The sequence below is a fragment of the Devosia sp. MC532 genome (assembly GCF_016461625.1).
Taxonomy (GTDB): Bacteria; Pseudomonadota; Alphaproteobacteria; order Rhizobiales; family Devosiaceae; genus Devosia.
On sequence record NZ_JAEMNZ010000001.1, the window covers coordinates 544,746 to 564,607 of the forward strand.

General features: G+C 58.7%; 18 protein-coding genes and 1 riboswitch. Of the genes, 13 read left to right on the forward strand and 5 right to left on the reverse strand.

Annotation, left to right across the window (positions count from 1 at the left end; translation table 11 throughout):
• Window positions 1–128: 128 nt before the first annotated feature.
• The gene (gene nagA, locus JHC09_RS02555) at window positions 129–1,289 is read right to left on the reverse strand and encodes an N-acetylglucosamine-6-phosphate deacetylase (protein ID WP_199530662.1); all 1,161 of its coding nucleotides are present in this window, start codon (window positions 1,287–1,289) and stop codon (window positions 129–131) included.
• A 59-nt stretch (window positions 1,290–1,348) separates the two neighbouring features.
• Window positions 1,349–2,110 (reverse strand): GntR family transcriptional regulator, encoded by a 762-nt coding sequence (locus JHC09_RS02560; RefSeq protein ID WP_199530663.1) that lies wholly within the window; start codon window positions 2,108–2,110, stop codon window positions 1,349–1,351.
• Window positions 2,111–2,224: 114 nt separating this feature from the next.
• Between JHC09_RS02560 and JHC09_RS02565 the strand changes: the two genes are divergently transcribed.
• The 5 genes from JHC09_RS02565 to JHC09_RS02585 all read left to right on the forward strand — a co-directional run bounded on the left by JHC09_RS02565 (window position 2,225) and on the right by JHC09_RS02585 (window position 9,067).
• Complete coding sequence (locus JHC09_RS02565; RefSeq protein ID WP_282567642.1) at window positions 2,225–3,136, forward strand: N-acetylmuramic acid 6-phosphate etherase; 912 nt, start codon at window positions 2,225–2,227, stop codon at window positions 3,134–3,136.
• Window positions 3,137–3,211: 75 nt separating this feature from the next.
• On the forward strand, window positions 3,212–3,823 hold the full coding sequence (locus tag JHC09_RS02570; protein ID WP_199530665.1) for a TetR/AcrR family transcriptional regulator C-terminal domain-containing protein: 612 nt from the start codon (window positions 3,212–3,214) through the stop codon (window positions 3,821–3,823).
• Between the two features lie 5 nt (window positions 3,824–3,828).
• On the forward strand, window positions 3,829–4,902 hold the full coding sequence (locus JHC09_RS02575; RefSeq protein ID WP_210338080.1) for an efflux RND transporter periplasmic adaptor subunit: 1,074 nt from the start codon (window positions 3,829–3,831) through the stop codon (window positions 4,900–4,902).
• Window positions 4,899–5,987, forward strand: a complete 1,089-nt coding sequence (locus JHC09_RS02580; RefSeq protein ID WP_199530667.1) for an efflux RND transporter periplasmic adaptor subunit — start codon at window positions 4,899–4,901, stop codon at window positions 5,985–5,987. Before JHC09_RS02575 ends, JHC09_RS02580 begins: the two co-directional genes overlap by 4 nt.
• Window positions 5,984–9,067 (forward strand): efflux RND transporter permease subunit, encoded by a 3,084-nt coding sequence (locus JHC09_RS02585; RefSeq protein WP_199530668.1) that lies wholly within the window; start codon window positions 5,984–5,986, stop codon window positions 9,065–9,067. The genes JHC09_RS02580 and JHC09_RS02585 overlap by 4 nt, the downstream gene beginning before the upstream one ends.
• 60 nt (window positions 9,068–9,127) lie before the next feature.
• On the opposite strand, the gene JHC09_RS02590 is transcribed toward JHC09_RS02585, so the two are convergent.
• Complete coding sequence (locus JHC09_RS02590; protein WP_199530669.1) at window positions 9,128–9,778, reverse strand: phosphoribosylanthranilate isomerase; 651 nt, start codon at window positions 9,776–9,778, stop codon at window positions 9,128–9,130.
• A gap of 154 nt (window positions 9,779–9,932) precedes the next feature.
• On the opposite strand from JHC09_RS02590, the gene JHC09_RS02595 reads away from it, so the two are divergent.
• Genes JHC09_RS02595 through JHC09_RS02620 form a run of 6 tightly spaced genes read left to right on the forward strand, consistent with a single transcriptional unit; the run spans window position 9,933 to window position 16,412 of the window.
• Complete coding sequence (locus JHC09_RS02595) at window positions 9,933–10,682, forward strand: GntR family transcriptional regulator (protein ID WP_199530670.1); 750 nt, start codon at window positions 9,933–9,935, stop codon at window positions 10,680–10,682.
• 13 nt (window positions 10,683–10,695) lie between these two features.
• Window positions 10,696–11,751, forward strand: coding sequence for a BMP family ABC transporter substrate-binding protein (locus JHC09_RS02600; protein WP_169196052.1), 1,056 nt, complete (start codon window positions 10,696–10,698; stop codon window positions 11,749–11,751).
• A gap of 26 nt (window positions 11,752–11,777) precedes the next feature.
• On the forward strand, window positions 11,778–13,385 hold the full coding sequence (locus tag JHC09_RS02605) for an ABC transporter ATP-binding protein (protein ID WP_199530671.1): 1,608 nt from the start codon (window positions 11,778–11,780) through the stop codon (window positions 13,383–13,385).
• A complete protein-coding gene (locus JHC09_RS02610) occupies window positions 13,382–14,500 on the forward strand; it encodes an ABC transporter permease (RefSeq protein WP_199530672.1) in 1,119 nt (372 codons plus the stop codon). The genes JHC09_RS02605 and JHC09_RS02610 overlap by 4 nt, the downstream gene beginning before the upstream one ends.
• Window positions 14,497–15,498, forward strand: coding sequence for an ABC transporter permease (locus JHC09_RS02615; protein ID WP_199530673.1), 1,002 nt, complete (start codon window positions 14,497–14,499; stop codon window positions 15,496–15,498). The genes JHC09_RS02610 and JHC09_RS02615 overlap by 4 nt, the downstream gene beginning before the upstream one ends.
• A 2-nt stretch (window positions 15,499–15,500) precedes the next feature.
• On the forward strand, window positions 15,501–16,412 hold the full coding sequence (locus tag JHC09_RS02620) for a carbohydrate kinase family protein (protein WP_199530674.1): 912 nt from the start codon (window positions 15,501–15,503) through the stop codon (window positions 16,410–16,412).
• A gap of 71 nt (window positions 16,413–16,483) precedes the next feature.
• Here the strand turns inward: JHC09_RS02620 and JHC09_RS02625 are convergent, their stop codons facing one another.
• Window positions 16,484–17,080: a TetR/AcrR family transcriptional regulator gene (locus JHC09_RS02625; RefSeq protein WP_199530675.1), complete on the reverse strand. Its 597-nt coding sequence runs from the start codon at window positions 17,078–17,080 to the stop codon at window positions 16,484–16,486.
• A 135-nt stretch (window positions 17,081–17,215) separates the two neighbouring features.
• On the opposite strand from JHC09_RS02625, the gene JHC09_RS02630 reads away from it, so the two are divergent.
• Complete coding sequence (locus JHC09_RS02630; protein ID WP_169196046.1) at window positions 17,216–17,608, forward strand: RidA family protein; 393 nt, start codon at window positions 17,216–17,218, stop codon at window positions 17,606–17,608.
• Window positions 17,609–17,669: 61 nt separating this feature from the next.
• On the opposite strand, the gene JHC09_RS02635 is transcribed toward JHC09_RS02630, so the two are convergent.
• The gene (locus tag JHC09_RS02635; protein WP_248308837.1) at window positions 17,670–18,863 is read right to left on the reverse strand and encodes a Zn-dependent hydrolase; all 1,194 of its coding nucleotides are present in this window, start codon (window positions 18,861–18,863) and stop codon (window positions 17,670–17,672) included.
• 445 nt (window positions 18,864–19,308) lie between these two features.
• Here JHC09_RS02635 and JHC09_RS02640 point away from each other — a divergent pair, with 445 nt between their 5' ends.
• Window positions 19,309–19,524, forward strand: coding sequence for a cold-shock protein (locus JHC09_RS02640; RefSeq protein WP_169196044.1), 216 nt, complete (start codon window positions 19,309–19,311; stop codon window positions 19,522–19,524).
• A 136-nt stretch (window positions 19,525–19,660) separates the two neighbouring features.
• Window positions 19,661–19,850, forward strand: a riboswitch (cobalamin riboswitch).
• The last annotated feature ends 12 nt before the right edge of the window (window positions 19,851–19,862 follow it).

A 19,862-nucleotide genomic window follows, 5' to 3' on the forward strand; every position in this document is an offset into this window, starting at 1 on the left:
TAACTGCGGTTAATTTTACCTTAACTCGGCACTTTAGTAGATGACGGCACCACGATTATTGGCGCGAGAAAACCAGGATTTAGAAACAATGAGGGCGCGGCAGGTATCCTGCACGCTCCCCAAACTGGTTAAGCTGCGTAGACGCAACTTCCATTAATCCACGTCGACTGGACAGCTCTCTGGTCATCTAAATGAACGAAGTTGCCGACGGCCTTAGCGCCCAAATGGCCATGCTCATTGTCGATGCCAAGCGCTTGCGCCGCATAGAGCGAGGCCATCCGGAACACCTCTTCCGCATCCACACCAACGACATCGATCACATAGGTCACCGCATCGATCATATCGAGATCGGCACCAGCCAAGGTTCCATTGGCCAGACGCAATGCGCCATCTGCACGGGTGATCGTGCGACCGTTCAAAATGATTTCCTGCAAATCCGTGCCCGTTTGCGACATGGCGTCCGTAACAAGAAATACCTTGCCCGAACCGCGTTTGGAGCGAAGCGCCACGCCGATCGAAGCTGGATGGGCATGAATACCGTCGGCGATCAGCCCTGCGGTAACGCCTTCGCTGTCCAAGACGGCCCCTACAACACCAGGCTCGCGGCTTCCCATTTGGCTCATGGCATTAAACAAGTGCGTTGCCATGGAAGCGCCAGCTGAGAACGCCTGCTTTGCCAAGTCAAAGCTGGCGTCTGAGTGACCGATACTGACGATAGCCCCAGCCGCAACGAGCCGTTCGATCTGCTCCGGCGGCACTGTTTCAGCCGCAACGGTGCAAATAAGGTTCGGTAAAGTCTGCGCCGCGTTGACCAGTCGCTCCTCATCTTCGCTATCCATGGGGCGGATGAGCGCTGGATCATGGGTCCCTTTACGCGCTACGGCCAAATGCGGCCCCTCAAGATGCAGCCCGATAAAGCCGGGTACGCGTGCAGCGTCCGCTGCAACGCCAGCAGCAATCGCCTGCTCATTGACCTGCGCCGTATCAGTGATCAGCGTCGGCATCAGCGCCGTCGTGCCAAACTGATGGTGTGCCGCGCAAATCGTGCGGATAGACTCAAGCGTTGGCGCGTTATTAAAGAGAATGCCACCGCCGCCATTGACTTGAAGGTCGATGAAGCCAGGCACAACCATGCCAGCACCCAAGTCAGTCACCTGTGCGTTGGACGGGACAGCAGCTTGGTCGACAATGCCCGCGACATAACCAAATTCGACCAGCAATGCGGCCTTCTCGTGCCAGGCATGACCATCAAAAATGCGATCACAGGTGAAGGCTTGGATATCACTCATTCTCATACGTCACTTGCTTGAGCCATCAGCTCGTCGGGAAATAAGTCGATTAGGGAGGTTTACGCGCTCAGTCGCAACTCAGCGACAAAGTCATAAGCGTCCCCGCGATAGATCGAGCGCGTGAACTCAACCACACGCCCCGTTTTTAGATAGGAAAGCCGCTCAATCTGCAGACCAGCTGAGCCGATCGGCACGTGCAAGAGCGCTGCATCAATCTCGCCGATATTGGCCGCGCGGATGCGCTGCACTGCACGCACCGGGCGCGCATCGCGAGTTTCGAGAAATTTGTAAAGCGAGTCGCCGATCTTGTTCGGATCGGCAATGAGTTCCGCCGAAACACTCGCCCGCTCGATAGCCAGCGGCAGATCTTGGTGTAACCTGAGGCGATTGATACGAGCTACTTTTTCGCCTGCTGAAAGCCCGAGCGACATGGTTTCTTCAGGCGACGGCAGGAACACGCCCCGTTCCAACCATTCCGACCGCACGATCATCCCACGCCGAGCCATATCATCGGTAAACGAGGTGAGCTGCGACAGGGATTGCTCAACCCGTTCAGTGTGCGGCGCGACGAATGTGCCCGAGCCATGGCGCTGTACGAGAACGCCTTCCCCGACCAGTTGCTGCACCGCCTTGCGGACCGTCACACGAGACACGTTGGCGCGGATCGCCAGATCACGCTCTGACGGCAGGGCATGACCGGGGACGACTTCACCCGCCAAAATTACGCCCTCTATCCAGCGTTTCAATTGCAGATAGAGTGGCCCCCCGCGAGGCAGGACAACAGGACTATTGCCAAAAAGACCTTCAGGCGCAGTGCTCATGAGACCATCTTGTACCATGCGTTTACTGCTAATCAATACCAATCACATACCAGCTGAGCTCGTCATCGACTTTTGCGACTTGGCGCGGCCGGCGCTTTTATCTCTACCAAACGTTTGGAGACCGCAATGCCCCAACCCCGTACCGAGCAAAAGAACAAAAACGCCAATGCGTTAGACCTTCGTTCAAACGCAGAGATTCTGACGCTGTTTGCTGATGGTCAGGTTGCGGCAGCACAGTGCGTGTCAGCCGCGATCCCCTCAATTGACGCAGCAGCCACCATTGTCGCCAACACCCTGCATAGTGGCGGGCGTCTAATTTCTGCAGCCGCTGGCAGCTCCGCGCTCATGGCCTTGGCCGACGCCCTTGAATTGCCGGGCACATTTGGCATCCCCCAAGAACGCATCATCGTCTTGTTCGCCGGAGGATCGGATATGCTGCGCCACCTGCGCGGCGGCCCTGAGGACGATGCCACCGCGGGCGCAGCGGAAGCGGAAGCTCTCCATTTGACCGATGCTGATTGCGTCATCGCAATTTCCGCCAGTGGCAGCACCCCCTATGCCGTTGCCGCGGCGCAGGTTGCCAAATCCCGTGGCGCGCAGGTGATTGCCATCGCCAACAATTCAGACAGCCCTCTGGGAAGTTTGGGTGATGCAAACATTGTTCTCAGCACGCCGCCGGAAACTATAGCGGGCTCAACCCGCATGGGCGCAGGCACCGCACAAAAGATCGCGCTCAACATGATCTCCACACTGGCCGCGCTGCGGCTTGGGCACATCTATGATGGCTATATGGTCAATGTTGTCGCCGACAATGCGAAATTGGTCACGCGCGCTCAGACCATGATTACCGAGATCACAGGCGTCTCATTTCCAGAAGCGCAAGCGGCGCTTGATCGGGCCCAACTCGCTGTCAAACCAGCCATTCTGTTGGCAGCAGGCGTTCCAGATCTCGCCAGCGCAGAGGCGCTCCTGAACACCCATTCCGGCCAACTCCGTCCGGCCCTACGTGCACTCGCCCACCCCTAGTGCCACGCAAAGACGATTGACAGACGCGCGGCTTGCTGTAGATGTATTTTACGTTTGTAAAAAACACGATCAGCCATGTCAGAGCCGCAGCCGCGCAATAAAGACGACGATCCTCGCCTCCTCAGGACACGACGTGCCCTGTTGGACGCAGTTGTCGCCTTAGTCGACGCAGACCCGTCACAGCCCATTTCCATCACCAAGCTCGTGGAGACAGCTGGGGTTACGCGCCCGACGTTCTATCAGCATTTCCCGGACGTTTCCTCAGCTCTGCAGCGCGCAGCACTTGAACGCGTCGCCACCGTATTGCCGCCGTTCGCTGGGGTTTGCACACCAGAGACCATCGAGCAGACCGTTACCCAACACGCCCTGCCCGCACTCATTCACATCGACGCACATCGCGCATTCTATTTGCGATCCATCGAAGGCACAGCCACCGCCGCCTTCTTCGAAGAACTCGTTCAATTCGTCAGCCAGCGCATGCTCACCCGCACGACGGACGATCTCAGTCCGCTAGCCAGTGAAAAGCTGAGCCAACTCTCTGACGTTATCGCGGGAGGGTCGATGTGGCTCGTCGTGCGTTGGATCCGCGGGGACCTGCAGGGCACACCTGCCGATCTCGCGGCGCGCATGGCAGATACTGCTCGCCTCCTCTACCTCGCTCAATTCCTCCCGGCTGAAGGACGCTAAAGCCGATGCCCCACACCATGTCCCTACTCAAACTTGCCGCATTGGCCAGCATTGTCGGCCTCGCCGCGTGTGGCGCCCCGGCGAATACTGCGACCAAAGCAACCCCACTCGTCGAGGTCGTAACGGTCACCCATCAGCTCCGGACGCTTTCACAAACCCTCACAGGGTCGGTCGAAGCCAAAGCTCAAGCGTCTGCCGCCTTTCTGATCAGCGGCAGACTTTCGACGCTCACTGTAGACGTTGGCCAGCGCGTACAGGCGGGGCAAGTTTTAGCGCGCATGAGCCCTGCAGAATACCAAGCAGATGTTGACGCTGCACAAGCGGGTGTCACGGCAGCGCAATCACGTCTGACGCAGACCAAGACAGCGCTCGATCGACAGACATCACTCTGGGATCAGGGACTGACGACGCGAAGCGCGCTCGATGGGGCGAAGACGGCTTGGGAAACGGCTTCCGGCACAGCTGAGAGTGCGCAGGCGCAGCTCGAACTCGCCCAAGAAGCTCTCAGCTATACAACACTCAAGGCACGTGCCGATGGTGTGGTTATCCGCAAACTCGCCAATGTCGACGAAGTCGTCCAAGCAGGAGCGCCTGTCTTTCTCATCGCAGAAAATGGCCCGCGCAACGCCCGGATTAATGTGCAAGAAGCCGCAATATCTGGCTGGGACATCAACCAGCAGGTCTCGGTTTCCCCCATTTCAAATCCAGCCGCCATTACCACCGGACGCATAGCGGAGATTGCTCCAGCTTTGGACGCGACAGGCACTGTCCCCGTGAAAGTTGAAGTCGACCCAAGCCTGCCCCTAGGCGTGCCCGTCTCCGTCCGGTTGCACGTCCGGCAAGACGACCACGTTACCCTACCGATGCAGGCACTGACGCTGGACAATGGCCAAGCGGCCGTTTGGCTCGTCGCCGGTGACAACACAGTCTCTCTGCGAGCAGTCACCGTCGAGCGCTATGAGAGCGGCGTCGCGATCCTTGCCGATGGACTTGAGGATAACGAGAAGGTGGTCGTCTCCGGCGGTCAGTTCCTGTCCCCCGGCCTCGTTGTCGATACCCGAGAGGTAGCCCAGCCATGAAGTCCGTCACTTTTCTGACCGCCTCGGCGCTTGCGCTGTGCCTGTCGATACCATCATGGGCGGAAGACGCTGCGCCGGGCGACATCGCAACCGTGCGCCCCGTACTCACCCAACTCGTTACAGAACAGCACGCGTCTGCCCCGCAATTTGTTGGTGTGGTTTCCCCGCGCGTATCGGCTTCGTTTGCTTTTCGCGTCGGTGGAACCTTAGTCACACGCCAGGTCGATCTGGGTGCGCAAGTGAGTGAGGGAACACCTCTCGCCAATCTCGACGCCACCACTCAACACCTTGCGGTTCAAACCGCACGCGCCGATCTCGCTTCGGCCGAGGCGCAATATGCCAATGCAGCCGCCGCCGAAGGGCGCCTGCGCACGCTCACGCAAACGGACGTCGTCTCCATTGCCAATCTCGAGCTTGCCGAACAGCAGACGTCTGGGGCAAAGGCGATGCTCGTCCAAGCTGAGTCTCGCTTGCGCCAAACGAAAGAACAGCTTTCCTACACAACTCTGCTCGCCCCATTTGACGGCATTGTCACTGCCGTAAACACCGAAGCAGGCTCGGTCGTCGCAGCAGGGCAATCCATCATCACCCTAGCCGACCCAACAACGCGTGATCTCGTCCTCGACCTCCCCGATAGCCTCATGGGTGAAGTCTCGGTCGGCACAGAGTTTCAGATCTGGCCTCAGCTAACACCTGAAACGAGCGTTCCGGGAACGGTACGCGAGATTGCCCCCCAAGCAGACCCGATAACGCGGGCTTGGCGCATCAAAATCGGCATCGAGACCGAAGTGGAAGCCTTTTGGTTGGGGTCAACGGCGAGCGCTGCCTTGGTGGCATCCAGCAAGCAGCAACTCACCATTCCCGCCAGTGCTGTCAAATTCGACGACGGCAAAACCGGCGTCTGGATTGTCGATGAAGCCAACGCCACCGTTCACTATCGAGAAGTCGTCCTCCGCGGTGCGCACACGTCAGGGCGTGCAGTCGTCAGTGTCGGCTTACAGGCCGGCGAGCGCGTCGTCGTCGCGGGCGTCAACAGCCTGACCGACGGCCAGTCCGTCAAACTCATTCTGGAGAGCACAAAATGAAGTCCTTCAACCTCTCCGAATGGGCCCTCCAGCACCGCTCTATGGTCTGGTACTTCATGATCGTCGCCATGCTGGCGGGCGTATTTTCCTATTTGAGCCTTGGCCGTGAAGAAGATCCTGCCTTTGCCATCCGCACCATGGTGATTGCCGCTGCATGGCCCGGCGCTGCACCCGAAGAAATGGCGACGCAGGTTACGGAGCGCATAGAGCGCGAACTGCAGGATTTGCAGACGCTCGATTTCACCCGCTCGACGACCACCGCAGGCTCAACGACGATTTTTGTCAATCTGCGCAATGAGACCGCGGCGGCGACTGTTCGCCAGACTTGGCTCGAAGTGCGCGCCATGGTCAGCGACATTGCCCGTACCTTCCCCCAAGGCGTACAAGGCCCCTTCTTCAACGACCGCTTCGGCGACGTCTATGGCAATATTTACGCCTTCACGGCCGATGGCCTAACCCATCGTCAGTTGCGCGACTATGTCGAAGACGCACGGTCCAAGATTTTAACTCTCAAAGAAGCTGGCACTGTCGAACTCATCGGCGCGCAAAGTGAGCAGGTCTACCTCGAATTCTCCTCCCGTAAGCTTGCTGCAATGGGTGTCAGCGCGGCCGAGGTCATTGCGACCCTGCAGGATCAGAACGCGATTAGCCCATCAGGTGTCATCCAGGCAGGCGCACAACGCGTCGCGGTTAGGGTGGGTGGACAATTCTCATCCGAAGAAAGCCTTGAGCGCGTCAATCTGCGGATCGGCGACCAGTTCTTCCGTCTGGTCGACGTAGCCAGCGTTCAGCGCGGATACACCGATCCGCCAACGGCTCTCTTCCACTACAATGGGGAGCCAGCAATTGGCCTCGCCATTGGCATGCGTGCTGGTGGCAATCTTTTGCATTTCGGCGAAGAGCTTACTGCCGAAGTCGAACGCATCGTTGGCGAACTGCCCTATGGCGTCGAGATCCATCGCGTTTCTGATCAGCCGCACGTGGTTGAAGAAGCCGTCAACGGTTTCACCAAAGCCTTGTTTGAGGCTGTTGGCATTGTTCTCGTGGTTTGTTTTGTCAGCCTCGGCTTGCGTGCCGGCATGGTCGTCGCCCTCTCCATTCCGCTCGTGCTCGCAATCACCTTCCTCTTCATGAGCTATCTCGACATTTCGCTTCAGCGTGTGTCGCTCGGCGCTCTCATCATCTCGCTCGGGCTTCTGGTCGACGATGCCATGATCGCCGTGGAAATGATGGTGTCGCGCCTCGAGGCTGGAGACTCTCTCAAGAAGGCTGCCGTGGCCGTTTACACCTCCACCGCCTTCCCCATGCTCACCGGCACCATCGTCACTGTGGCAGGCTTCGTCCCTATCGGCCTAAACTCATCCCAGGCTGGCGAATTCACTTTCACGCTCTTCGTGGTGTTGGCGATAGCCCTCTTGGTGTCATGGGTGGTGGCCGTGCTGTTCACCCCGCTCATTGGCGTTTCCATTCTGCCAAAGCAGATGAAGCACAAGGCTGGCAAAAAGAGCCGCGCGATGCGTGCCTTCTCCGCCCTCATTCAAGGGGCGATGCGCCATCGATGGCTCACGATTGTCGTCACCATTGCGCTCTTTGGCGCCTCCCTCTTCGGCATGACCCTTGTTCCGCAGCAGTTCTTCCCATCGTCGGATCGCCCAGAGTTGATCGTGGAATGGACGTTGCCGCAAAACGCCTCGATCGCCGAAACTGAACGGCAGGTCACCAAGTTCGAATCCGATCTCCTCGCTCAAAACCCGAATATCGATCACTACTCGAGCCACATAGGGGAAGGCGCGCCACGCTTCGTTCTGACCCTTGATGTGCCCGTGGCTATGCCCAACATCGCCCAGACAGTCATTGTCACAAAAGGGCTTAAAGTCCGTGACGGGGTGAAGGCGGATATCGAGGCCTATCTGCAGCAGACCTTCCCCGGCACTGATACCTATGTGCGCCGTCTGGCACTCGGCCCGCCTGTCACCCGCCCGATCCAGTACCGTGTGAGCGGCCCGGACATCCAAACCCTCCGCACTCAAGCGCAGCGTCTCGCCGCCGTCATCAGCCAGAATCCAGACCTCGGTCCGGTTCGCTATGATTGGATGGAAAGCATGCAAGTTGTGCAGGTCGATGTGCTTGAGGATAAGGCCCGTCAGCTGGGCATTTCCAACAGCGACATCTCTACGGCCCTCAATGGCGTCACCTCTGGTCAGCCGATTACGCAGATTAGAGACAATATCTACCTCGTCACTGTCACCGGACGCTCTGAAGCCACTGATCGTGGGTCTATAGAACCCCTGCAAGACATGCAGTTGGCAACGGGCGATGGTCGCTCCATCCCGCTCTCTTCGATTGCTACTCTGCGCTATGAGCAGGAACAACCGGTCATAAACCGCCGCGACCGTGCGCCAACCATCACGCTCAATGCTGATGTTGTCGGCACGATCCAGCCCGCCAGCGTTGCCAGCGCATTGGCCCCATTGGTCGCTGACTTCGCCCAATCGCTTCCCGCGGGTTACTCTGTCGTCACCGGTGGTGAGGTGGAAAGCAGCGAGCAATCGATCACGCCGATCGTTGCGGTGGTGCCGCTGATGCTCTTCATCATGGCCACCGTGCTCATGATCCAGCTGCAGAGCTTCTCGCGCCTCATCCTCGTCTTCGCAGTGGCCCCGCTCGCGGTCATTGGCGTCGTCGCGGCGCTCTTGCCCTTCGGCAAACCTCTGGGCTTTGTCGCAATTCTCGGCGTCTTGGCGCTTGTCGGCATCCTCATCCGAAATTCGGTGATCCTGATCGTGCAGATCGAGCATCTGCGCTCTGAGGGGATGCATGCATGGAACGCCGTCGTCGACGCCACGGAACACCGTGTGCGCCCGATCATCCTCACTGCGCTCGCTGCCAGCTTGGGTCTTATTCCGATTGCGACGGAAGTGTTCTGGGAACCGATGGCCTACGCCATGATCGGCGGAATTTTGGTGGGCACCATCCTCACGCTCGTATTCCTGCCCGCGCTTTACGTGGCGTGGTTCCGTATCCATCCAGAGGAAACGCCTGAAGCCGAGCTGGCCGTTGCACCAGCACCACACCCGTAATTGGCACAAGAAAGGGGCGGTCTATACCGCCCCTTTTCACATCTGCACTCCGCTTCGCGATTATCCGTAGACGGCGCGGCACACCGCTTCGCACTTATTGAGGTCGAGATAGCCATCGGTCCGGATACGGGACTCCATATCGATCCAGTACTGTACGCCCTCGGGCGCATCGATTGCCTTGAGCACATCCTGGACCGTGTCTGGCCCGATCCCGCCCGAGAAGCCCACGAAGGGACCGTTCTTCGCCAGCGTTGGCCACGCGGTTGGCGCTACGCCTGTGCCAAAGGACACATCGAACAACCAATCGAGCCGAGAATCGCTAGGCGTCTCTTTGCTGAACTGCAGCATCGAGCGAACCCCGATCTTTCGCCCGAAATAGACGGTGTTCTCAATGTGGGCGGCCGAACTCCCGGTAAAGCTGTGATTAACTTGGACGCGGGAATAACCAAATAGTTCTACGTCCACGCTGTCTGGCTCGTTGGCGATGCGGCGTGCCTGTTCTCCGCACACATGCGCTGCCAAGCGCAGCCCACCCGCTGTCACAAAAGCTTTGCGTTTTTCTGCATCTGGAAAGAGCGGTTTTTCTGTCTGCGCATCATCCACCAAGACGCCCCATTCAATCGGGTAACGCGCTGAAAGCGCCCGCAAATCACCGATCTGCGCTGGGTTATCCAAACCCGTAAACGCAATAAAGCTTGGCAGCTCAGCCATACAAAAGACTCCCTAAAATATCACCCGGCTTCTATTGGTACGTACCACCGAAGTCAAATTTTGCGCAGCCCTGCCTGATATTTAATCACTAATCCGTGAAGTTGACTTATTGGTACGTGCCACTTAGCACGCCCCCGTCCGACAGGGATCTCTCATGACCTCTTCTGCACTGAACACAGATGGACCGATCTACCGCCGCCTCGCAGAACAATTGCGCGCGGCGATCGAAACAGGTGAATTTGCCGCCGATGGGCCGTTGCCCGCCGAGCGCGATCTCGCCCTGCGCTACCAAGTCAGTCGTGACACCGTCCGTAAATCACTAAAACTTCTTGAGACGATCGGCGTCGTCTACGGCGATCATGGGCGCGGGACCTTTGTCTCCCCACCGGCCGTCCAGCAGATGTCGCGGTTCATCGATGGCTTCTCCGTCGACACCAGCAAGCGTGGCGAAACCGCAGGTCAAACCGTTCTTTCTGTCGAACAAATTCCGGCCAGCATTGCTATCGCTGGTGTACTTGAGATTGAGCCCAAGCGCCTCATCACCAAAGTCGTCCGCATTCGAACGGTCGACGACCGGCCCGTTGGTTTGCAGGAAGCCTATCTAAACCTGCCGCAAAACAGCTCTTTCACGCTAAGCGAGCTTGCTGAGGTTGGTTCCCTCTATAAGCTGCTCCGCGCTCGATTTAATATCTCGCTGGCAGAAGCACTTGAGAGCCTCGGCGCAATTGCCGCAGGGCCTGAAGACGCGTCCCATCTTAATGTTGAGCAGGGCTCGCCCCTGCTGCTGTGTGAGCGGGTCACCTTGTCCGATCGCCGCCAGCCCATCGAATACTGCGTGATGCGCTACGTATCGACGTATCGCTACACGACCAGGATTAACCAGTTCAGCCAACTCACGAAGTAGCTTAGGAGAGCTCATGTTGAAGGTTTTGAAGGCCGCAGGTCTTGCTGTTAGCGCACTGACGCTGGCGACTGCGGGTGGCGCGATGGCGGAAGATCTGCAGCGCGCCCCGGAAAGTGTCGTTTACTTCATCAACGGCACTCTCGGCGACAAGTCGTTCTTCGACTCCGCGGAACGCGGCATTCAGCGCATCAATGCTGAAATGGGCATCGAAACCAAGACCGTCGAAGGCGGTTACGACCCAACCCGTTGGGAAGCAGCGCTGTTCGATATCGCTGAAAGCGGCGACTACGACACCATCGTTGCAGGCACCTTCACCATGGTCCCGCTGATCGAAAAGATCGCGGTAGAATTCCCAGAAATCCGCTTCGTCGTCTTTGACGGCACCGTGGACTACGCCGTTTGCGGCTGTGAAAACGTCTATTCCATCCTCTTCCGTCAGAACGAAGGCGCATACGTTGCTGGCGCTCTGTCGGCTCGTCTCACCACGGCTGGCGTTGAAGACATTGCCGAAGGCTCCAAGCTCGGTGTTGTCGGCGCAATGCCGATCCCGGTTATCGATGACTTCCTCGTTGGCTACGAAGCTGGCGCAAAGTCGATCATCCCGGAAATCGAAGTCCTCAAGCAGTACTCGAACTCCTTCGCTGATCCTGCCGTTGGCAAGGAAATCGGCAAGGCCATGTACGATCAGGGCGCAAGCATTGTGTTCCAGGTCGCAGGCGCTTCGGGTCAGGGCACCATTGAAGCCGCTGTTGAAGCTGGCCGCTATGTCATCGGCGTCGATTCCGATCAGGCTCTTCTCTTCGAAGAATCCCGTCCGGAAACCGCAGAGCGCATCTTCACCTCGGTCCTCAAGCAGGTCGACAATTCTGTCGTCTACGCTTTCGAGCAGCTCCAGAAGGGCGAGCTCAAGCTCGGCTCGGCTGAATCGCTTGGCCTGAAGGAAGGCGCGATCGCGATCGCCGTCAACAAGTACACCGATGCTGTCGTTCCAGCTGATGTGATGGAAGAGATCAAGGCCATCGAAGCCAAGATCATCGACGGCTCTATCGACGTCCCAACAACTCTCTAAGCCTATCTGCCCTCGGAGATTTTTAGATGCACATCGCCCCTTCGATTTCCGAGGGCGCCCCTGCTATTGAGTTGCGCGACGTCACCAAGCGCTATCCCAATGGCACGCTCGCCAATGAACATGTCTCGCTGACCATTCGCGCTGGAGAAATCCACGCGATCTGCGGCGAGAATGGCGCTGGCAAGTCCACGATCATGAAAATGATCTATGGCCTTGAAACCCCAACCTCCGGTCAGATTCTGATCAACGGTCAGCCCGCGCGCTTCACCCACCCAAGCCAGGCGATTGCGGCTGGCGTTGGCATGGTGGCGCAGCACCTTAATCTGGTGCCTTCACTGACCATTGCCGAAAATATCGTGCTGGGCCAAGAACCGCGCCAGTCCAATGGACTGCTGGACCGCGCTGCCGCTGAAAAGGCGGTCGCCGATCTCGCGTCGACCTATGGTCTCGACGTGAACCCCGCTGCCAAAGTTGCCGATTGTTCTATCGGCACCCAGCAGCGCGTTGAAATTTTAAAGACGCTCTACCGCGGCGCCCGCATCATCCTCATGGATGAACCCACCGCAGTGCTGACCCCGCAAGAATGCGACGAACTGTTTGCCGCGATCCAGCGCCTCGTCGCCTCCGGCGTGACTGTCGTCATCATCACCCATAAGCTTGCGGAAGTGAAAGCAATCTCCAATCGCCTCACCGTCCTGCGCGATGGCAAGGTGACTGGCGCAGCCGATACCGTCGATATCGATCATAAAACCATCGCTGAAATGATGGTTGGTCGCCCCCTCTCGATCCCCCCTGTGCCGCGCGTTGATGCACGCGACAAGCCCCCACTCGTTGTGGTCCGCAATCTCGGTCACATCAACAATCAGGGCACCATCGAACTTTCCAACGTTACCCTCGACGTCGCGCCGGGCGAAATCCTCGGCATCGCTGGCGTTGAAGGCAATGGTCAGGATTTCTTGGCCCGCGTTCTCTCCGGTCTCGCCGATCCGCATTCCGGCACTGCCGAAATCGGTGGCGACAGCTTTGTCGGCCTGGGCGTACGCAAGGCCCGCGAAATGGGCATGGCGGCGGTCCCTGAAGATCGCCTCACCGATGGCGTCGCTGCAACGCTGTCCATCGACGAAAACCTTGCCGCCACCTCATATTATCAGGCCCCAACCTCCAAGTTTGGCTGGCTGAACACGAGCTATATCAAGCAGCGCGGCGTTGAGCTGATCAAGAAGTTCGGCGTCAAAACATCATCGGGCAAAACCCCGGTTGCTGCGCTGTCTGGTGGCAATATGCAAAAAGTGGTTATGGCGCGCGAGCTGTCGTCGCAGCCCCGCTTTTTCATCGCCGCCCAGCCCACCCGTGGCGTCGACATTGGCGCGGCCCAAGGCCTTCGCGACGAAGTCATTGCTGCGCGCGACCGTGGTTGCGCAGTTCTCTTGATCTCCGCCGACCTTGAAGAAGTGCTTGCCCTCTCGGATCGCATCGCGGTCCTGTTCAAGGGCGAGATTACCGCACACTTCCGCGCCGACACCGTCGATCAGCGCGAAATCGGGCTCTACATGACCGGCCTCAAGCGTCAGCCAGACGCCTCTGCCCAGCTCAGCGCCCCCTTTGCTACCGAACTTCAGAGTACAGCTTCATGAGCGCGCCAGCTTCTGCCAAAGGCTCCATGATCTCCCGCGTCGGACGCCTCGTTTTCGTTATCGCAGCAGCTTTGCTCTGCGGTTTCATCATGACCACCTTCGCTAGCGAAGACCCGGTCGGTGCGTTCAAGGTGCTGCTCACCGGCGCATGGCCAGAAATCTCGTTTGAAGATGGTGAGCTGTCCATCAAGCGCCTGACCCGCGTCGGCTCGCTGCTCGAAGACGCCACCACGCTGACCCTGCTGGGCCTAGCGGTTGCGATCCCCTTCCGCGCCAAGCAGTTCACCATGGGCGCAGACGGGCAGCTGTTCTTCGGCGCTCTCGCCGCCGGTGCTGTCAGCATGACGCTGCAAGGCCCGTCCTGGGTTGTGCTGCCGGCCGCTTGCCTTGCCGCCATGACTTCGGGCTTTATCTGGGGCCTGATCCCCGGCGCTCTTAAGGCCCGCTTCGGCACCAATGAAATCGTGGCGACGCTGATGCTCAATGTCATCGCGCTCCAATTCTACCGCTTCTGCATCACCTATCTGCTGCGCGATCCGACAGCAGGCTTCATCACAACCGGGCCGTTCCCGGAAGAAGCCCTGATGCCGATCCTGATCAACCGCACCAATGTCACCCCGGTTATTTTCCTCGCTATCGCAGCCGCGATCATCGTCTGGCTGATCATGCGCCGGACCAAAACCGGCTTCGAAATCAACCTGATCGGCGAAAACCCACGCTTTGCAAAATATGCTGGCGTGCCGGTGCGCTGGGCCACTGCACTCTCCATGGGCATCGGGGGCATTTTTGCCGGCCTCGCGGGTTTCCACACGGCCAACGGCCTTCTCAAGAACCTGCCGATGGATTTGGCCCCCGGCATTGGTTTTGAAGGCATGGTTGTGGCGCTTCTGGCTCGCAATAATCCCTTGGCGGTGCCGCTGGTGGCGCTGCTCTACGCCTATCTACGTGTGGGCGCTCAGATCATGGAACGCTCGACTGACGTGACCCGTGAAATGGTCATGATCATTCAGGCCTTCATCATCATCTTCGTCGTTGCTGAACGCTTTGGCCCTGCCCTTTTCGCCAAGCTGTTCCAGAGCAAGGCTAAGTCTTCTACCACCGAGGTCAGCGCATGACTTTCGAACTCGCCGCATGGGGTGTCACCTTCGGCACCCTGCTCGCCGCCGTCCTGCGCGCAGCCGCCCCGATCATTCTGGCTGCCATGGGCGGCCTGATTTCCGACCTTGCGGGCTCCACCAATGTGGCGCTTGAAGGCATTATGCTGATTGCGGCCTTCTTTGGCGCAATCGCTTCGGGATATGCCGCCATCTGGTTCCCCGGCTCGCCGATCTGGTTCTACGCCCTCTTTGGCCTCGTGTGTGGCGTTGGAGCTGGCGTTCTCGTTTCCGGCCTTTTGGCTGTGTTCCATCTTGAGTTGGGTGCCGACATCATCGTTGCAGGCATCGGCGTCAACATTCTCGCCGCTGGCCTGACCGTCTTCCTGCTGTTTAGCCTCACGGGCGACAAGGGTTCGACGGCGCAGCTCACGACCTTTATGCTGCCCAATATCTCCATGCCTTTCCTTGACGGCGTGCCTTGGTTGGATCCGATCTTTAATGGCGATGGTGGCAACGGCCACAATATGATCGTCTACATCGCCCTGATCGCCGCGCCTTTGCTGGCCGTCCTGCTCTACCGCACACGCTTTGGACTGCGCCTGCGTGCTGTCGGCGAAAACCGCGAAGCCGCCCTCGCCTCGGGCATTTCGGTCCGCAAAATCCAGTATTCGGCTCTTCTGCTCTCCGGCCTTCTGGCTTCCCTCGGCGGTGTCTTCCTCTCGATGGGTTACCTCAACCTGTTCCAGGCAGACATGACCGGCGGTCGCGGTTTCCTTGCCCTTGCGGCAGTGTTCCTCGGTGCCCGTAATCCTTGGGGCACACTCGTTGCCGCGCTTGTCTTTGGCGCATCGACCGTCTTTGCGGCACGCCTCGGCGCGTTTGACGTTCCCTCGCAAATCATCTTCATGATCCCGCCAACCCTGACCCTGATTGCCCTCGTTGGGTTCAACATTCGTCAGGAGCGCGTCGCCCGCCGGAAGATCAAGCAAGCCGCAGCGCAGTTGAAGGCCGCTTAAGCATGGCAAGCCCGCGCGCCATCGATCTGCTCGCTTACGGCGATCCAAACGCCGACCATATCTATCTCGCCGACCGGGTACCTCTGGCCGACGAGAAGCTCTTGGGTCGCAAGCTCGGCGTATTTGGGGGCGGCACAGCGGCAAACGTTGCTTGCGCCGCAGCCCGCCTCGGCCTCAAGACTGCCGCGTTCGGACGTGTCGGCGCCGATGCTGACGGCACCATGCTGCTCGCAGAGAATGCCAAACTCGGCATCTCCAACGACTATATGACGGTCTCGGACGACCCAACCGCCTCCGCAATGATCATCGTCAATGCGGACGGCGAAAAGGCTTTGGTCTACGCGCCCATGCCGGGCATTGCCTTCGATGAGGCCAGCCTCACCAAAGCCGTCCAGCAGTCCCGCGTTGTCTATGCGATGCCCTATGACATCGAAGAGTTCACCGCGATTTCTCGGCTCGCCCGCGCCGATGGCTGCCTTGTCGCTATCGATATTGAAGCCGCTGTTGCACCCAATCGCGAGCGCCTCGAAGCGCTCCTAAAACTGTCCGACATCGTCTTCATGAATGAGCCCGGTTTTCTGGCAACCTCCGCCGAACCCCTCACGCCAGACGCTGTCGAAAAGCTCCTCGATTTCGGCCCGCAGCTGATCACCGTCACCCGCGCCGCCGAAGGCGCAATTTCGGTATCCTGCGACGAAGCCCTCACCCAATCCAGCTTCCCAACCAGCTTGATTGACGCCACCGGCGCAGGCGATTGCTTTAATGGCGCATTCCTCGCGGCTCATCTCGCCGGAGCATCTCTGGCTGAAACCTTGCGCTTTGCCTGTGCCGCCGCCGCGATTAGCGTCTCGGCTGTCGGCGCCCGCACCGCCCTGCCGGACATCGCGCAAGTGCAAGCCAAGCTCTCGGCCTAGTTTACAGCGCTACTCAAACACCGCCCCGATCCCTCCCCCTTAGTCAGGCGCAGGTTCGGTGGCGGCACAAATCACTGCGCCAAAAATCCACTCATCAGATGCCGGAAGGCGTCTCGCGCTTTCGGCAGGGTCACATCGGGATCGGAACTTGCCGCCACCCAAAGCGCCGCATTGAGAGCTGCGCCGTTCATCAAACGCGCCGCCGCTTCGATATCCATCCGCTTGACCACGCCCTCTTCCATTAACGTCACCAAGATCGAACGCGTACCAACGAGGCAAGCGCTCTGGCTTTCCCACTGCGACGGGTCACCCAAAACCGCAGGCCCGTCAAGCAGCACAATTCGGCGGATTTCCGGGTCCGTTGCCAGCTCCATATAGGCGATGCCCTCGGCCACCAATTGCTCCCAAAGATTGGCAGGATTGCTCGCGCGAACGGCGTCGTGGGCACGCGCCGCCATTTCGGTGTCGACTGCATTGACGACTGCAGCCAACAACCCGCGTTTGTCGCCAAAATTATGATAGAGCGCGCCCCGCGTTAGCCCCACATCAGCCGTCAGCGTATCCATCGACGCGTCAGCATAGCCGTGCTCGGCAAAGGCCTTGCGCCCCGCCGCCAGCAATTTGGCGCGTGTCTCTACCATCATTTCAGCGCGGGTTTTGCGGGCCATTTCAAATACCAACTCACATACACTGCGTATGCCAGTTGACATACGGCGCGTATCTGTATCTATTCACATACGCGCCGTATATCACATCGAGGCGCGCCGTCCCATAGCGGACGATCAACACATGCGAGAATTCTTATGCCCACAAGCACACCGGTTTTCCCGGCGAACCGTCACGCCCTTTATGAGGCGCACCGCTACTCTGCCGCCACGCGATCGGGCGATTTGCTCTTTGTCTCCGGCCAAGTTGGCGGTCGCGAGGATGGCACGCCAGAGCCCGTATTCGCAGATCAAGTTCGACGCGCTTACCAAAATCTTCAGGCGGTTCTCGCCGCAGCTGGAGCGGGTCTGGAAGACATCATCGACGTAACGACATTTCACACCGACCCTGAAAATCAGGTCGGTGATATCATGGCCGTCCGCGCAGAATTTTTCCCAGAGGCGCCCTACCCGAATTGGACAGCGGTCGGCGTGAACTGGCTCTCTGGTTTCGACTTCGAAATCAAAGTCATCGCCCGCATACCGTCCTAGAGCCGAGCGGCGTACAGGCACTGCTCCAAACCCTCGTCCGCACTAAGGGGGTGGCGACGCCTTAACGCGTCACCAATTCCTCAACGACGCCGAGCAACACCGCAGCCCCCTTCGCCAATTCGTCCTCAGAAGAATGCTCAAGAGGATTGTGGCTGATGCCGCCAAGGCTCGGAACAAAGATCATGGTGGCGGGACAAACCGCCGCCATCATCTGCGCATCATGTCCCGCTCCCGAGGGCAGACGCAGATGGGAATAGCCGAGATCCTCGGCAGTCTCTTCCACGCAATCGATGAGATCTGGTGCAAAATCGACCGGCGCGCTGGTTCCCAACACCTCCATGTGTGTGTCCAGCGCAGTCTCTTCAGAGATCGCCGCCAACTCAGCTGCCATCGCCTCACGCGCCATGCGCAAAAGCTCCGACTTCGAGCTCCGGCAATCTACAGTCATCACCGCGCGCGATGGAATGACGTTAATCGCGCCCGGCTCAAGTGAGAATGTCCCTACAGTCGCCACCAGATCGGGCGTATGTGCACGCGCCAGTTCATCGACAAAGCGCATGAACCGCGCTGCGCCCTGCCCCGCATCCCGTCGCAATCGCATTGGCGTTGTCCCGGCGTGATTGGCAACACCATCAAAAGTTACGCGGATCGAGAAGGCCCCGTTCACACCGGTCACAACGCCAATGTCGCGCTTATCAGCCTCCAACACTGGTCCCTGCTCTATGTGCAGTTCCACATAAGCAGCAGGAGTCGGGAAACTGTCAGCGCCCACATAGCCGATGCGCCGGAGTTCTTCTCCAACAGTAACGCCATCCCGATCCGCCGTTGCATAGGCAGCCTCGAGCGGCATAACGCCGGTAAAAACCCGTGCACCAAACAGCGAGGGCGTAAACCGCACCCCCTCTTCATTGGTGAAAGCAACCAGTGCGAGCGGCCGCTTGAGCGCCACACCCTCGGTTTTGATTGTCTCCAACACGCCCAGCCCGGCCAAAACGCCATAGCAGCCGTCGTAAATTCCCGCGTTGATGACGCTGTCGATATGCGACCCGATCAAAACCGGTGATTCGTCCGACCCAATCGGATTGTAGACAATGAAAAGATTGCCGATCGCGTCGCAGCGCGTCTCAAAACCCGACTCGCGCGCCCAAGACAAAAGTAGATCGCGCCCTTGCCGATCCGCGACAGAGCACGCCAAACGTGCAAGAACACCACGCTCATCGCGCCCAATCTCACCCAATCGGGTTAGGCGCGACATCAGGATTCGCGTGTCCACACGGGGAGAATTCATTTGGGCTTAGCCACTCAAAACGGGGATCAATAAGCGCTAACTCTAGCACAGCGTCCCTCTTTTCCGGCCATTTCACCAATCGACAGCGCTATTCCGCTGGGGAAATTTCGCAAGATATCCGAGCGGCTCAAGGTCGCATTCAGGACGAGAACAGGCGCCTGAAACCTCCGAAAAAGCGAATTCATACAGGGCGTTAGCAGCATTAGTGAGAATTTCTTCTGTTTCGCCTTGTTGTGACCATGAAATTCAGGCATAAAGTGCTCATACGTTTTCAGCCTAAGTCGGCTGCCTTTCTGCCGGTTCTACCGGTCCTTGGCTTTCTGATGCACCTTGCAAACGTGTTAGGCTCCTAGGCATGTCGCTTTGGAGTGTTGCTCGTTTAGCTTCGGCTCCGAGCTTTAAGGAAATAAAAATGGCTTCCATCACCGGTACCGTCAAGTTCTTCAACGCCACTAAGGGTTTTGGTTTCATCACCCCAGACAACGGCGGCAAGGACCACTTCGTACACATTTCTGCTGTTCAGCGTTCGGGCGTTGATGGCCTGTACGAAAACGACAAGGTCACCTACGAAGTCGAAACCGGCCGTGACGGTCGTGAATCGGCAATCAACCTGTCGCTGCAGTCGTAATTCGACGCTACGATCAGAATACGAAAGGTCGCCTTTGGCGGCCTTTTTTTATGCCTGTAGAGTGGTTTGCAAGGCCCGCGCGGTTCGCCGCAGCAACTTCCTCCTCGCCCACATTGACACCCCTCCCCCAGAAACGCATTGATAGGCGGTCCACGGTCCCCGCGAGGGGATAATAGGGAATCCGGTAAAGGCGTGCCCTTAGTCCGGAGCTGCCCCCGCAACTGTAAGCGGCGACGTGCGCTACTCATGCCACTGGCGAAAGCTGGGAAGGCGAGCGCTCGGTTGACCCGCAAGCCAGGAGACCTGCCATGGAACTGATATCCACTGGGTGCTGATCG